14 protein-coding genes are annotated in these 13853 nt (G+C 72.3%); 6 read left to right on the top strand and 8 right to left on the bottom strand.

What is annotated here, in order from left to right:
* Window positions 1–55 precede the first annotated feature (55 nt).
* The gene (locus tag AB0937_RS11020; protein ID WP_366710979.1) at window positions 56–1441 is read right to left on the bottom strand and encodes a transcriptional regulator; all 1386 of its coding nucleotides are present in this window, start codon (window positions 1439–1441) and stop codon (window positions 56–58) included.
* Between the two features lie 308 nt (window positions 1442–1749).
* Between AB0937_RS11020 and AB0937_RS11015 the strand changes: the two genes are divergently transcribed.
* The 3 genes from AB0937_RS11015 to AB0937_RS11005 all read left to right on the top strand — a co-directional run bounded on the left by AB0937_RS11015 (window position 1750) and on the right by AB0937_RS11005 (window position 4904).
* Complete coding sequence (locus tag AB0937_RS11015) at window positions 1750–2412, top strand: bifunctional DNA primase/polymerase (RefSeq protein ID WP_366711103.1); 663 nt, start codon at window positions 1750–1752, stop codon at window positions 2410–2412.
* A 111-nt stretch (window positions 2413–2523) separates the two neighbouring features.
* On the top strand, window positions 2524–3315 hold the full coding sequence (locus tag AB0937_RS11010) for an ABC transporter ATP-binding protein (protein ID WP_366710977.1): 792 nt from the start codon (window positions 2524–2526) through the stop codon (window positions 3313–3315).
* Window positions 3312–4904, top strand: a complete 1593-nt coding sequence (locus tag AB0937_RS11005; protein WP_366710975.1) for a transporter — start codon at window positions 3312–3314, stop codon at window positions 4902–4904. Before AB0937_RS11010 ends, AB0937_RS11005 begins: the two co-directional genes overlap by 4 nt.
* Window positions 4905–4925: 21 nt before the next feature.
* Here AB0937_RS11005 and AB0937_RS11000 read toward each other — a convergent pair whose 3' ends face one another.
* On the bottom strand, window positions 4926–5861 hold the full coding sequence (locus AB0937_RS11000; RefSeq protein WP_366710974.1) for an alpha/beta hydrolase: 936 nt from the start codon (window positions 5859–5861) through the stop codon (window positions 4926–4928).
* Between the two features lie 599 nt (window positions 5862–6460).
* Entirely contained in the window at window positions 6461–7153 is a 693-nt protein-coding gene (locus AB0937_RS10995; protein WP_020276329.1) for a metal-dependent transcriptional regulator, read from the bottom strand.
* A 271-nt stretch (window positions 7154–7424) separates the two neighbouring features.
* Between AB0937_RS10995 and AB0937_RS10990 the strand changes: the two genes are divergently transcribed.
* Window positions 7425–8180: an SIS domain-containing protein gene (locus AB0937_RS10990; RefSeq protein WP_366710973.1), complete on the top strand. Its 756-nt coding sequence runs from the start codon at window positions 7425–7427 to the stop codon at window positions 8178–8180.
* Between the two features lie 90 nt (window positions 8181–8270).
* Here the strand turns inward: AB0937_RS10990 and AB0937_RS10985 are convergent, their stop codons facing one another.
* Together AB0937_RS10985 and AB0937_RS10980 are read right to left on the bottom strand one after the other, a co-directional pair.
* Complete coding sequence (locus tag AB0937_RS10985) at window positions 8271–9668, bottom strand: PAS domain-containing protein (protein WP_366710972.1); 1398 nt, start codon at window positions 9666–9668, stop codon at window positions 8271–8273.
* 200 nt (window positions 9669–9868) lie between these two features.
* On the bottom strand, window positions 9869–10282 hold the full coding sequence (locus AB0937_RS10980; RefSeq protein ID WP_366710970.1) for a RidA family protein: 414 nt from the start codon (window positions 10280–10282) through the stop codon (window positions 9869–9871).
* 297 nt (window positions 10283–10579) lie between these two features.
* Between AB0937_RS10980 and AB0937_RS10975 the strand changes: the two genes are divergently transcribed.
* Window positions 10580–11089: a diadenosine tetraphosphate hydrolase gene (locus AB0937_RS10975; protein ID WP_366710968.1), complete on the top strand. Its 510-nt coding sequence runs from the start codon at window positions 10580–10582 to the stop codon at window positions 11087–11089.
* Window positions 11090–11106: 17 nt separating this feature from the next.
* On the opposite strand, the gene AB0937_RS10970 is transcribed toward AB0937_RS10975, so the two are convergent.
* Window positions 11107–12207 (bottom strand): citrate synthase 2, encoded by a 1101-nt coding sequence (locus AB0937_RS10970; protein WP_366710967.1) that lies wholly within the window; start codon window positions 12205–12207, stop codon window positions 11107–11109.
* 283 nt (window positions 12208–12490) lie between these two features.
* On the opposite strand from AB0937_RS10970, the gene pdxH reads away from it, so the two are divergent.
* Entirely contained in the window at window positions 12491–13159 is a 669-nt protein-coding gene (gene pdxH, locus AB0937_RS10965) for a pyridoxamine 5'-phosphate oxidase (RefSeq protein WP_366710965.1), read from the top strand.
* A 3-nt stretch (window positions 13160–13162) separates the two neighbouring features.
* Here the strand turns inward: pdxH and AB0937_RS10960 are convergent, their stop codons facing one another.
* Together AB0937_RS10960 and AB0937_RS10955 are read right to left on the bottom strand one after the other, a co-directional pair.
* Entirely contained in the window at window positions 13163–13564 is a 402-nt protein-coding gene (locus AB0937_RS10960; RefSeq protein WP_350700262.1) for a DNA-binding protein, read from the bottom strand.
* Window positions 13561–13809 carry a type II toxin-antitoxin system CcdA family antitoxin gene (locus AB0937_RS10955; protein ID WP_366710964.1) on the bottom strand — a complete coding sequence of 83 codons (249 nt, stop codon included), beginning with the start codon at window positions 13807–13809 and terminating at the stop codon, window positions 13561–13563. Before AB0937_RS10955 ends, AB0937_RS10960 begins: the two co-directional genes overlap by 4 nt.
* Window positions 13810–13853 lie beyond the last annotated feature (44 nt).

Below are 13853 nucleotides of genomic sequence, written 5' to 3'. Positions count from 1 at the left end.
TCCCTCGCGCCCGGCGGCCGTTTCCCGCTCGTTCACGCATTCGCGGACCCTGTGTTCATGCCGCCGCCTGCAAGTCGAGCCGTGCCCCGAACTCCCTGACCACCGCCTCGTCCCGGTACGGCTCCAGCCGCTGCTGGAAGTCGTCCAGGTACTCGGCGCCGCGGTTGGAGCGCAGCCCCTCCAGCAGCTCCACGGCCTTCATGCCGGTGTTGCACGCCTCCTCGATCTCACGCTGCTGCACCTGCGCCGTGGCGAGCAGCACATAGCCGATGGCCCGGCGGCGCGCCCGCGTCCGGGGGTGCCCGGCCAGCGACTCCTGCGCGCACCGGGCCGCCGCCTCGGCCTGCCCGAGGTCGCGGTGGCAGTGGGCCAGCTCGTCGGCGAGATAGGCCTCGTCGAAGTGCGCGATCCACACCGGGTCGTCACCTGCGCCCGGGTCGGCCGCCTCGAGGGCGCTCACCGCGAGCCCCGCCGAGGAGTGGGCGGCGCGCACGTCGCCCATGAGGGCGTGCCCGCGCGCCTCCGCCGCGTGGAACATCGACTCCGCCCGCGGCGACACGCGCCCCCGCGCCCCCTCCTGCGCCGCCCGCGCCAACTGCGCGATCTCCCGCGGGTTTCCGAGCTGCGCGGCGAGATGGCTCATGGACGCCGCGAGGACGTACCCGCCGTAGCCGCGGTCCCCGGCGGCCTGCGCCAGCCGCAGCGCCTGGATGTAGTAGCGCTGGGCCAGACCGGGCTGCCCGGTGTCGACGGCCATGTACCCGGCGAGCTCCGTCAGCCGGGCCACCGCGGCGAACAGGTCCCGCCCGACCGCCTCCCGGTACGACCCCGCCAGCAGTCCCGAGACCACGCTGTTGAGGTAGTGCACGACGACCGGCCGCACGTGCCCGCTGCCGTACTGGTGGTCGAGGTCCACCAGCGCCTGCGTCATGGCCTGCACGGCCTGCACGTCGGACTGCCCCACCCGCGGTCCCGCCGAGCGCGACACCTGCGCGTCGGGCACGGAGATCAGCCAGTCCCGGCTGGGCTCGACCAGCGCGGACGAGGCGACGGAGGAGCCGGACAGGAAGTCCCGCCGCCCCACGTCGCTGCGCCACAGCTCGCAGACCTGCTCGATGGCCCCCAGTACCGTCGGCGAGAACTGCAGGCCCACGCCCGAGGCGAGGTTCTTGCCGTTGGCCATCCCGATCTCGTCGATCGTGACCGTGCGGCCGAGCTTGCGTCCCAGGGCCTCGGCGATGATCGCCGGTGCGCGGCCCCGCGGCTGCTGTCCGCGCAGCCAGCGCGCCACCGACGTCTTGTCGTAGCGCAGGTCCAGGCCGTGCTCGGCACCGCACATGTTGACCCGGCGGGCCAGGCCGGCGTTGGAGCATCCGGCTTCCTGGATGAGCGCCTGGAGCCGTTCGTTCGGCTGCCGGGCGACGAGCGGCCTTGCGGCCATGGCGTACCCCCTGAGGCTGCGGTGCCTGCCCACGCACCGAGTTGACGTGTCTTCCGCGGCCGAACCCCCCTCACGTCCCAGCGAAGAGATCCGGCCGTGAAGATCAATGCCCCGCCGACCAGGCGAAAATGCGAGGCATGTGAGGAATGCCGGGGTAACGGCTGTTGCCGGCCCCACTCGTGGCTACCCAGCCCCGGCCACCGTTCCTCCTGCGCGCCCCCGCACATGCACCCATGCGCCCCGGGAACAGGGGCGATGCTCTCCCCCGCGCACGCGGGCGGGCGTAACCCCTGGTGACGACCAGAGTTGTGTTCATCGTGGAAGAGACGATCGCCGGCACCGAAGCCGCTCAGATCCCGAAGCAGCGCGGGGAATCGCTGCTGGAGACCGCTGTTCGCTACGTCGAGGAGCGCCACTGGGACGTGTTCCCCGGCACCTGGCTCAAGGCCGTCGACGGCAGCCAGCGCTGCTCCTGCGGTGACGTGGCGTGTCCGGCGCCCGGGGCGCACCCGGCGCGTCCGGACTGGGCGACGCAGGCGACGGGCAGTGCGACGGTCGCGCGGCGGATGTGGCAGAAGCAGCCGACGGCGTCGATCCTGCTGCCGACGGGGCGGACGTTCGACGCGATCTCCGTGCCGGAGACCGCCGGGTTCCTGGCGCTGGCGCGGATGGAGCGGATGGAGCTGACGCTCGGGCCGGTGGCGCTCACGCCGGACCGGCAGATGGAGTTCTTCGTGCTGCCGGGGGCCGCCGTGAAGGTGCCCGAGCTGGTGCGGAAGCTGGGGTGGTCGGTGTCGTCGCTGGATCTGACGGTGCTGGGTGAGGGGGCCTACGTGGCAGCGCCGCCCACGCGGTTCGGGGCTCGGGGGGCCGTGCAGTGGGCCTGCCGGCCTACGCCGGCCAATCGGTGGCTGCCGGATGCGGAGGAGTTGATCTCGCCGTTGGCCTATGCGTGTGGGCGGGATCGGTAGCGCCTGATTCCGCGTGGTTGCCGTTGTCCGGCGGCTGCGGGTTGATCGTGGTTGTTCGCGCGGTTCCCCGCGCCCCTCAAAGAAGGGCGTCGCCCCGCCGTAGGGTTCTACGTGACGGAGGGAGGCGCGGTGGGATCCAGCGCTGTGCGGGTGCGGGGGCTCTGGAAGCGGTTCGGGCAGCAGGTCGCTGTCGCCGGGATCGATCTCGAGTTGCCCGCGGGCAAGTTCATCGGGCTCGTCGGGCCGAACGGGGCCGGGAAGACCACCACGTTGTCGATGGTGACCGGGCTGCTGCGCCCCGACCACGGGACCGTCGAGGTGGTCGGGCACGACGTGTGGCGGGACCCCGTCGAGGTGAAGGCCCGGATCGGGGTGCTCCCGGAGGGCCTGCGGCTGTTCGAGCGGCTGTCGGGGCGGGAACTGCTGGCGTACAACGGGCGGTTGCGCGGCCTGCCCGGTGCCGAGGTCGACAAGCGGGCCACCCAGCTCCTGGACGTCCTCGACCTGGCCGGGGCCCAGCACAAACTGGTCGTCGACTACTCGACCGGCATGCGCAAGAAGATCGGGCTCGCCACCGCTCTCCTCCACAATCCCGAAGTGCTCTTCCTGGACGAGCCGTTCGAGGGCGTCGACCCCGTTTCCGCGCAGACCATCCGCGGCGTCCTGGAGCGGTACACCGCCTCGGGCGCCACGGTCGTGTTCTCTTCCCACGTCATGGAGCTCGTCGAGTCGCTGTGCGACTGGGTCGCGGTGATGGCCGCCGGGCGGATCCGCGCCACCGGCACCCTCGCCGACGTGCGCGGGGACGCGCCCTCGCTGCAGCGGGCGTTCCTCGAACTCGTCGGCGCGCAGAGCCGGGACGCCGGCTCCGACCTCGACTGGCTGGGCGGAGGGGCGCGGTGAGCGGCCCCGCGCTCACCGCCGTCTTCGTACGGCTGAAGCTGTCGCTGCTGCGCAACGGGCTGCGGCAGTCCGGCGGGCGCAAGGCCGCCTACATCTCCTCCGCCGTCTTCGCGCTGCTGTTCGCCGCGCTCCAGCTGATCGGGCTGATCGCGTTGCGCGGACACGCGCACGCCGAGTCGGTGGTGGTCCTGGCGGTGGCGGTGCTGGGGCTCGGATGGGCGGTGATGCCGCTGTTCTTCCCGAGCGGTGACGAGACCCTCGATCCGACCCGGCTGGTGATGCTGCCGCTGCGGCCCCGGCCGCTGGTGCGGGCCCTGCTGACGGCCTCGCTGGTGGGCATCGGGCCGTTGTTCACGCTGTGCCTGCTGGCCGGTTCCGTGATCGCGGTGGCGCGGGGCGGGGCCGCGTTCGTGGTGGGCGTGGTGGCCGTCGTACTGGCGCTGCTGGTGTGCGTGGCCCTCGCGCGGGCCGTCGCCGCCGCCAATGTGCGGCTGCTGACCAGCCGCAAGGGGCGGGACCTGGCGGTGCTCAGCGGGCTCGTCATCGCGATCGGGGCGCAGATCGTCAACTTCGGCGCGCAGCGGCTCGGGCAGTCGGGGCTGGGTGAACTCGACCCGGTGGCGCACGTCCTGCAATGGGTGCCGCCGGCGTCGGCGATCGGGGCCGTGCACGCGGTGTCCGAGGGCTCCTACGGGCTCGCCGTCGTGCAGCTGGCGCTGACCGCCGGTGCGCTGGTGGCGCTCCTCGCCCTCTGGTCGCGGCATCTGACCCGGCTGATGACCTCGCCCGACGGATCCACCCTGCCGAGCGCCGGGTCGGCCGCCAAGGAGCGGGCCTCGACCGGGCTGGGGCGGCTGCTGCCCGCGGGCCGCACGGGCACGGTCATGGAGCGCGGCCTGCGGTACGTGTGGCGGGACCCGAAGACCAAGGCGGCCTGGGTGACGTCGCTGGCCATCGGGCTGATCGTGCCGGTGTTCAACGCCTGGCAGGGCACCGGCTCGGTGTACTTCGCGTGCTTCGCCGCCGGGATGCTCGGCATCCAGATGTACAACCAGTTCGGGCAGGACACCTCGGCGTTCTGGATGGTCGCGATGACGATCTCCTCGCCCCGGGACGCCTACGTCGAGCTGCGCGCCCGGGCTTACGCCCTGCTGCTGATCACCCTGCCGTACGCCACGCTCGTGACGGTTCTGACGACGGCCATGCTGGGCGACTGGCGGCGGCTGCCCGAGGCGCTGGGGCTGTCCTTCGCGCTGCTCGGTGCGATGCTCGCGACCGGGGCGTGGACATCCGCCCGCTTCCCCTACTCCATCCCGCAGGAGGGCTACAAGAACGTCGCCCCCGGGCAGACCGGGCTCGCCTGGATCTCCATCTTCGGCGGGATGATGGCGGCCGCCCTGCTGTGCGCGCCCGTCATCGCGCTCACGATCTGGCTGAACGTGAGCGCCGACGGCGACGAATGGGCGTGGCTGCTGTTGCCGGTGGGCACGGCGTACGGGGCGGCGCTCACGGCGGCGGGGCTGAAACTGGCCGCTCCGCGCACGGCCCGGCGGCTGCCGGAGATCCTGGCGGCCGTCAGCAAGGGGTGACCCGCCCGCGGTGACCGGCCGTCAGCGGCCGCTTTCGCCTTCGCTGTCCCCGTCGCCGTCGCCGTCGCCCAGCGAGTCCAGGAACGGCTCGATGGCGGCGCGCCAGGCCTCCGGCTGGTCGTAGTGCACCAGGTGGCCGGCGTCGGCGACCTCCGCGTACTGGCCGCGGGGCAGGACCCGGACCATCTCCTGGGCCTCCGCGCGGCCCAGCTCGCCGTCCAGACCGCGCACGACCAGGGCGGGGCAGCGGACCTGGGCCAGCTCCTCCCAGTGCGCGTCGTACACCCACGTCTCACGGGAACGGAGCATCTGCTCCGGCTCGAAGACCGGGCGCCAGCCGTCCGGGGACTCGGCCATCACCTCGGCGTAGAACTCGCCACGGGCCGGATTGGGCCGCTCCACCCAGGGGTCGTCCTCGCCGAACCACTTGCGGACGTCGGCGAGCGTGGCGAAGGGCAGGGGCCAGGACTCGAACCACTGGCCCCACTCGCGCTGCGAGGCGGCTCCGAGCGCGGAGGCCCGCATGTCGCAGATGATCAGCCCGCGGACCAGGTCCGGACGCTTGGCGGCGAGCTGCCAGGCGGTCAGCGCGCCCATGGCGTGACCGATGAGGACCACCGGGGCGAGGCCGAGCTCCTCCAGGGCGGCCTCGGCGTCGTCGACGTAGGCGTCACGCGTGAAGGCGCCCTGCGGGGGTTTGTCGCTGCGGCCGTGGCCGCGCTGGTCGAGGGCGACCGCGCGGTAGCGCGCGGACAGCCAGCGGGCGGTGGACGCCCAGTGCGAGGCGCGGCCCATGAGACCGTGCAGTAACAGCACGCCCGGCGAACCCTCCGGCGCGGTGCGCCCGTCGTACGCCCCCTGGCCGTCCTGCGCCGGGTCGGTCTTGGGCGGGTCGCCGAACTCCCAGGCCGCCAGGCGTACGCCGCCCGTCCCGGTCACGTCGATGCGTCGCGCCATGTCTGGCACCCCCCAAGCTTCGCGCGGACCGCGGCTCATCGGAGCCGGCCGGTCCTGTGAACCGTGTTCTGCCTGCTGTGCCTTCTGCCGTGCTGGTTGCCGTACGCGTCGGTGCACCTGTGCCGTGCGCCGCCCGCAGACTATCGAATGCGCTTTCGAGGATGGCGTTCTCGCGGGCAACACCCCTCGTTCGAGTGACCATCCTCGGGGATTGATCGCCGCTGCCGAGGGGAGATCTTCATCGGGAGGCGGACCGCTCGGGGAAACCGGTCCGAGGGGAATGACCCTGAGAGCTCGGGGCTCCGGGTCAGCACAGGGGAGGACAGGCCCCGGCGCCGCACGGCGCCGGGGCCCTCCGCGTCCTTACGGCACATCCTCCCGCCCCCTCCCCGGCCTGGCGGTCTCACTGTCGAGCCGCGGCCCAGAGCCCTCAGGTCATATGCCTCACGCGACAGCGTCGCACGGGAAACGGACGAGCGCTGCCATTCGACGGACTGGATCCCCGATTCGGTCCGGATCACGCCAAGAGACCTCCGATGCCACAACGACCGCACGGACAGCGGGAGTTGGCGACACCCTGGCGCGAGGGGCGGCCGGGCTCAGGGCTTGGCGACGAACACGTGGGAGGCCACGTCCGACTCCAGCTCGGCCGCCTCGCCGCCGCTGCCCACCAGCACCCCGCCCGCCGACTCGGTCACGCTCACCACCGAGCCGGGCTGCACGCCCGCCCGCCGCAGCGTGTACATCAGCTGCGCGTCCGTCTGGATCGGCTCGCCGATCCGGCGCACCACGACCGTCTTGCCCTCGGCACCCGGGGCGAGGCTGGCCAGCGACACCATGCCCTCGTCCAGGAACGGGTCGGCGCCGTCCTTCTCGCCGAGCTCCTCGAGACCCGGGATCGGGTTGCCGTACGGCGACTCCGTCGGGTGCCGCAGCAGCTCCAGGACGCGGCGCTCGACGGCCTCGCTCATCACGTGCTCCCAGCGGCACGCCTCCGCGTGGACCTGCTCCCACTCCAGACCGATCACGTCGACGAGCAGACACTCGGCGAGGCGGTGCTTGCGCATCACGCGCGTCGCCAGCCGGCGGCCCTCGTCGGTCAGCTCCAGATGCCGGTCGCTGGCGACGGACACCAGGCCGTCTCGCTCCATCCGCGCCACGGTCTGACTCACGGTCGGCCCGCTCTGGTCCAACCGCTCGGCGATACGGGCGCGCATGGGGACCACACCCTCTTCCTCCAGCTCGAGGATGGTGCGGAGATACATCTCCGTGGTGTCGATCAGTCCGGACATACGTGCCCCTCGAATGAGATCTGCCGGAGGCTGGACGGCTCACCGGCGTGTGCGCTGGCCCTGAACCCAATTCTGCCGGATACCACCGACAACCGTGCCGCCGGAGGCGAAGCGGAGGATTACCCGGCCGCGCGCAAGGGTACGGACTTCCCCTTCGGGAGCCTTCCGCCGCTCGGCGCGCGGCCCCCACGGCCGTATTGACACCGCACTGGTCCAGACCGCACCGTGATGCGCGACACCAGCCGCCCAGGCCTGCCCGAAGGGACCCCGTATGAGCGACCGCGCGCCGGCCGGCCCGTTCCTCGACGCCGCCATCGGCCTGCTGCAGCGGCTGCGCGACGAGGAGACCGACAGCATCACCGCGGCCGGGACGCTCCTCGCCGACACCGTCGCGGACGGCGGCCGGCTCTTCGCCTTCGGCGCCGGGCACTCCTCCCTCGCCGCGCAGGACCTCGTCTACCGCGCAGGCGGCCTCGCCCTGATGAACCTGCTCGTCGTGCCCGGTGTCGTCGGCGTCGACGTCATGCCCGCACCGCTCGGCTCCGCGCTGGAACGCGTCGACGGCCTCGCGAGCGCCGTCCTCGACAGCTCGCCGCTCCGCGCGGGCGACGCCCTGCTGATCATCTCCCTGTCGGGGCGCAACGCGCTGCCCGTGGAGATGGCCATGAACGCACGCGCCCTGGGCGTGAAGGTCATCGGCGTGACCTCGGTGGCCTACGCCTCCGAGACGAAGTCCCGGCACTCCTCCGGGACGTACCTCAAGGACCACTGCGACCTCGTCCTCGACTCGGGGATCGCGGTCGGCGACGCGGCACTCACCCACGAGGACATCCCGGCCCCCTTCGCCCCGGCCTCGACGGTCGTCACCACGGCCCTCCTCCAGGCCGTCATGGCGACGACCGCCACCACCCTCGCCGACCGGGGCATCGAACCGCCCCTGCTGCGCTCCGGGAACGTGGACGGCGGCCACGAATGGAACGCCCGGGTCATGGAGCAGTACCGCGACCGGATCTTCTACCGGTACTGAAACCGGCACGGGCGCCGGCACCGGGGTCCGCACCACGGCAGAGAGGAGACCGGTCCCGCCCCGCAGCGGCGGGACCACGCCGGGCGCCGCTCACTCCCCGCCCGACAACCCCGCGAGATCCAGCGCCGCGGCGATCCGCAGCGCCACGTCCTCCGCGTACAGCGCGTCCGAGCGCTCGAAGGCGCTGCGGCCCGCACCCCGCAGGAACGTCACGACACCCAGCGTCCGGCCCCGGCTGCGCAGCACCGCGCACAGGGCGTGCACCGCATCCGGAGGCCACTGGCGGGCCACGGCCCACTCGCGGGCCGCCTCGGGCGGGGCCGTGCCCGCGCTCGCCCGCAGGGCCCCCGCCCGCTCCGCACACTGCAGGGCCGGGTGCCCCTCGGCGTAACGCACGGGCAGGCCCGCGTGCCCGGACAGGCTGCTCGGGCCCGGCGCTCCGGACGGCGTGGCGGCGACCCGGACCAGCCGGACGGGCCCTTCTGCCTCCCCGTCGGTGAGCGCACCCCCGGCGACCCGGTCGATCAGCGCGTGGTCGGCGAACCCGGCCAGGGCGAAGTCCAGGTGGACCGTCGCCGCCTCGGCCGGATCCTCGCACTCGGCCGCCGCCCGCGACGCCCGGTGCAGCTGCTGCGTACGGAACCGCAGCAGGGACGCCTCCTGCTCGGCCTGCTTGGCCTCCGTCACGTCCTGGAACAGCCAGCCCACCCCCAGTGGGACGGGCTCCTCCGCGAGCGGCGAGGCCAGTCTCAGGAAGCCGCTGCGCCAGCACCTGCGCTGCTCACCCTCCGCGGCACGCACGCTCACCCACACCTCGGCGGGCGCGGGCGGCGCGCCCTCCGCCAGCACGTGCTGCAGCGCGCTCTCCAGCTCCTCCACGCCCTGCGACAGCAGCTCCCCGAGCGGGCGCCCCAGCACCGACGTACGGCCGGTGCCCAGCGCCCGGGCCGCGTGCGCGTTGACCACGGCCGGCCGCAGGTCCACGTCCACCAGGACGACACCCCAGCTCGCGTCCTCGAACAGCGCCTCGCTCAGCGCGATCGAACGCTCCAGATCGATCTGCGCGTGCACCTCGCTGAACGCGCAGTACACACCCGCCGGCTTCCCGTCGGGTCCGAGCACCGCCGCCGACTGCGTCCGCACGAGCACCCGCCCGCCGTCTTTGGTCAGCAGCGCGAACTCGTGCACCTGCCGCCCCGGGGCGTGCATCGACGACAGCAGCCGGCCCTCGACCTCCTCGGCGTCCGCGCTGCGCACGGCCCATCCGGCGAGCCCCCGCCGCCCCACGGCCTCGTCCGCGCTCCAGCCGAGGATCCGCTCGGCCTCGCGGTTCCAGTGCGTGACGACGCCGTCGGCGTCGAACGCGCACAGCGCCGCGTCCATCCCGTCCAGCAAAGCGGCAAGCAGATCCGAACCATCCGAACCGTCCCGCTCGGGCTCGTCCGGCCCCAGCTCGTCGGTGGTCCCACTACGCCGGGAAGCACTCACCTGGACCCCCTGCAGGCTGCGTCCGCACGTACGGCACGTCGGTTCGCTCCTTGCAATCATTCAACTGGAACGTGACCCAGCGCACACCGGGTTCCCACAACATTGAAGGAATCGTTGTACGGCGGCAATGCCCACGTCAACGCCGCCGGGGCCGTCCCGGCGGGCCCGTCACCGGCCCGCCGGCACCCTTGGCCGGCCGGCTAGTCGATCAACGGCAGGGACCCGCCGCCGCTGCCCCGCCGCGCGTACACCTCGATCTCGATCCTCATGCGGGGGTCCGCCAGCCCGCAGACCATCATCGTCGCGGCCGGCCGCACCTCCCCGAAGCACGTGCGCAGCACCGGCCAGCACGGCTCGAAGTCCTCCCGCTCGGGCAGCAGGTACCGCACCCGCACGACGTCCGCGAACGAACACCCGGCCTCCTCCAGTGCGGCCCCGATGTTCCGCAGACACTGCTCGGCCTGCTCCACCACGTCCTCGGAGATCGTCATCCGCGCGTAGTCGAACCCGGTCGTCCCCGACACGTGCACCCAGTCCCCGTCGACGACGGCCCGGGCGTACCCGATCCGCTCCTCGAACACCGAACCGCTGAGAACCGCCCGCCGCTGCGTCATGGAGTCAAGGTCTCAAAAAAACGGTTGATGCGGGACCGAACGCTTTCTTAGGGTTCAGGTACACGAGAAGGGAGGTGGTTCGGCAGATGTATGAGAACCGGACGCGTGAGGTGGCTGCGGGCTAGCGGCTCGTCACCACACTCAGTGCGGTGCCGGACCAGCGTGTGATCGAAGCGCGCAGCCGGCCCAATCTCAGGCAGTCACCCGACCCGCGAGTCGCCGGTACGTCCGGCCGGCTCCTCCCCAAGAGGAACCAGACTCGCGGGTCGTCTGCGTTCTCCGAGGTGCCCGGGGGTGATGGCGGTGGGTGCGTGGCACGAGGACCGGATCGGCAGCGCTCTGCGGGGTGAGAACCCGGCCGTGATGCGGAGGCTGGATTCCGGGTTCGCGGCGATCGGTGATGTGCAGTTCCTGCCCGGCTACTCGGTGCTGCTCACCGATGACCCCGCCGTCCAGCGGCTGTCCGAGCTGCCACGGAGCGCGCGGCTGGCGTTCCTGGCCGACATGGACCGGCTGGGGGAAGCCGTCGAGCGGGCCTGCCGGCGGGTGGAGACCGGGTTCCGGCGGGTCAATCTGGAGATCCTCGGGAACACCGACGGGTTCCTGCACGCGCACGTGTGGCCCCGGTACGTGTGGGAGCCCGAGGAACTGGTGCGGTTGCCCGTGTGGCTGTATCCGCGGGAGATGTGGCGCGAGGAGCGGTACGCCCTCGGGCCCGCGCACGACCGGCTGCGGGGGGCCATCGGGGAGGAACTGGACCGGCTCGCGGGCGGGGAGGGGCGGGGGGCCTCACCCGGGGTCGGGTGAGGCCGTGAGCGGGAGTGTCAGTGGGCGATGTCCTCGTAGCCCTCGATCTCGCGGGGGTTGCGGGTGCCCGGGCCCACATAGCGGGCCGAGGGGCGGACCAGGCGGCCCGTGCGCTTCTGCTCCAGGATGTGGGCGGACCAGCCGGCCGTGCGGGCGCAGGTGAACATGGACGTGAACATGTGGGCCGGGACCTCGGCGAAGTCCAGGACGATGGCCGCCCAGAACTCGACGTTCGTCGCGAGGACGCGGTCGGGGCGGCGGGCGTGGAGTTCCGCGAGGGCCGCCTTCTCCAGGGCCTCGGCGACCTCGAAGCGGGGAGCGCCCAGTTCGCGGGCGGTGCGGCGCAGGACCCGGGCGCGCGGGTCCTCGGCGCGGTAGACGCGGTGGCCGAAGCCCATGAGGCGTTCGCCCTTGTCGAGCGCGTTCTTGACGTAGGCCTCGGCGTCACCCGTGCGCTCGATCTCCTCGATCATGCCGAGGACGCGGGAGGGGGCGCCGCCGTGCAGCGGGCCGGACATCGCGCCCACCGCGCCGGACAGCGCCGCCGCCACGTCCGCGCCGGTCGAGGCGATGACCCGGGCGGTGAAGGTGGACGCGTTCATGCCGTGCTCGGCGGCGCTCGTCCAGTACGCGTCCACGGCCGCGACGTGCTTGGGGTCCGGCTCGCCGCGCCAGCGGATCATGAAGCGCTCGACGACGGACTGGGCCTTGTCGATCTCCCGCTGCGGGACCATCGGCAGGCCCTGGCCACGGGCGGACTGGGCGACGTAGGAAAGGGCCATGACGGCTGCCCGGGCCAGGTTCTCGCGGGCCTCTTCGGCGTCGATGTCGAGGAGGGGTTTGAGGCCCCAGACGGGCGCCAGCATGGCCAGGGCGGACTGGACGTCCACGCGGATGTCGCCGGAGTGCACGGGAATGGGGAACGGCTCGGCGGGGGGCAGGCCGGGGTTGAAGGCGCCGTCGACGAGCAGGCCCCAGACGTTGCCGAACGAGACGTGGCCGACGAGGTCCTCGATGTCGACGCCCCGGTACCGGAGTGCGCCGCCCTCCTTGTCGGGTTCGGCGATCTCCGTCTCGAACGCGACGACTCCTTCGAGCCCGGGTACGAAGTCGGACATCAGGCGGCTCCTCGTGATGTAAGTGACAGATGGTGTGTTATGGGGTGAGACGAACGAACCATGTGTCAGTCAGCTTGCGCAGCGGGCGCCGTCCAGTGGATCCACGGTCGTGCAGGCGACTCGCGGTCCTGGCCGGTTGCCCCTGTGATGCCCCGTTCGGATGGCGGTCACCCAACCGGAACGGCACGGAAACGATATCTCCGAGTGCCACACTTGGGGAGGGTTCACGGCACTCAGTGCCAGGCAGTGACGAAGGACACCGTCCGTACGGCAAGATGACCGGGTGACCGACCGCGACGACGTCCCTTTCGATCTGCCTTCGATGCGCAAGCAGTACCGGGCCGAGGGCCTCTCCGAGACCGAGCTGGCCGCGACGCCCGTCGAGCAGTTCGCGCGCTGGTTCAAGCAGGCCGCGACGGACGGCGGACTGTTCGAGCCGAACGCCATGATCGTCTCGACGGCGGACGCCGAGGGGCGGACGAGCGCCCGTACGGTGCTGCTGAAGCACTTCGACACGCAGGGCTTCGTCTTCTACACCAACTACGAGTCCCGCAAGGCGCGTGATCTGGCGGAGAACCCGTACGTCTCTCTGCTGTTCCCCTGGCATCCGATGGCCCGGCAGGTCATCGTGAGCGGGGTGGCGCGGCGGACCGGGCGGGACGAGACGGCGGCGTACTTCCGCACCCGGCCGCACGGCTCGCAGCTGGGGGCGTGGGCCAGCGCCCAGTCGTCGGTGGTCCCCACCCGGGCCGACATCGACGCCGCGTACGCCGAGCTGGCCGCGCGCTACCCGGAGGGCGAGCAGGTGCCGGTGCCGCCGCACTGGGGCGGTTTCCGGGTGGCCCCGCAGACGGTGGAGTTCTGGCAGGGACGCGAGAACCGGCTGCACGACCGGTTGCGGTACGTGGAGCAGCCGGACGGCAGCTGGCGGGTGGAGCGGCTCAGTCCGTGAGGCTCAGATGCCGATGAGCCGGACTCGGTCGCCGCACAGCCGCGCCATGTCGTCGACGTCGGACGTCAGCACGGCCACGGGGCCCGGCTGCCTCAGTGCCACCTCGGCGACGGTCGCGTCGATCGCGTACTTGTGGCCGTGCAGCCCGGCGGCCTTCAGCAGTTCCGCGGACGCTTTCGCGGCGCCCTCGGTCACCGGCTCGACCTTGACGCGGGAGAGCGCCCACTGCAGACGGGGCATGTTCACGCGCGCATGACTGACTTCCACGATGGTGTTGGCGCCGATGACGAGATCGGCGCCCATGGCGTGGAGAACCTGGAACATCGCCAGGATCTTGCGATCCTGGGCGATCCAGGCGGAGAGCCCCTGAGAGTCCAGGACAACCGTCTCGACGTGCTCCGTCACGCCGCGCTCGCCGATCCGCCGGCATCCGCAGTGCCGAGGATCCTGGAGCGGGCCTCGGCCAGCTCCTCCTCGGTGAACGCCCCGTGCTCCTCCTGGTGACGCATCAGGTCGGCGCCGAGCAACTGATGCCGCAGCTGGCGTGCCACCGCCTCGGCGACATAGCCGGAGACGTTGTCGGTGAGCTTCCTGAGCTCGGCGACCTGGTCTGTCGGCAGTGTCACCGTGATGCGCGTCGTGTCCGCCATGCTCCGAGCATACCGCGGTATGCACACTCCGCGTCCGTGCTGCC

Origin of the sequence: Streptomyces sp. NPDC047880 (assembly GCF_040706515.1) — a bacterium.
Taxonomy (GTDB): Bacteria; Actinomycetota; Actinomycetes; order Streptomycetales; family Streptomycetaceae; genus Streptomyces.
The sequence above is the reverse complement of the archived record's forward strand: the minus strand, read 5'-3'. Positions and strand labels throughout refer to the sequence as shown.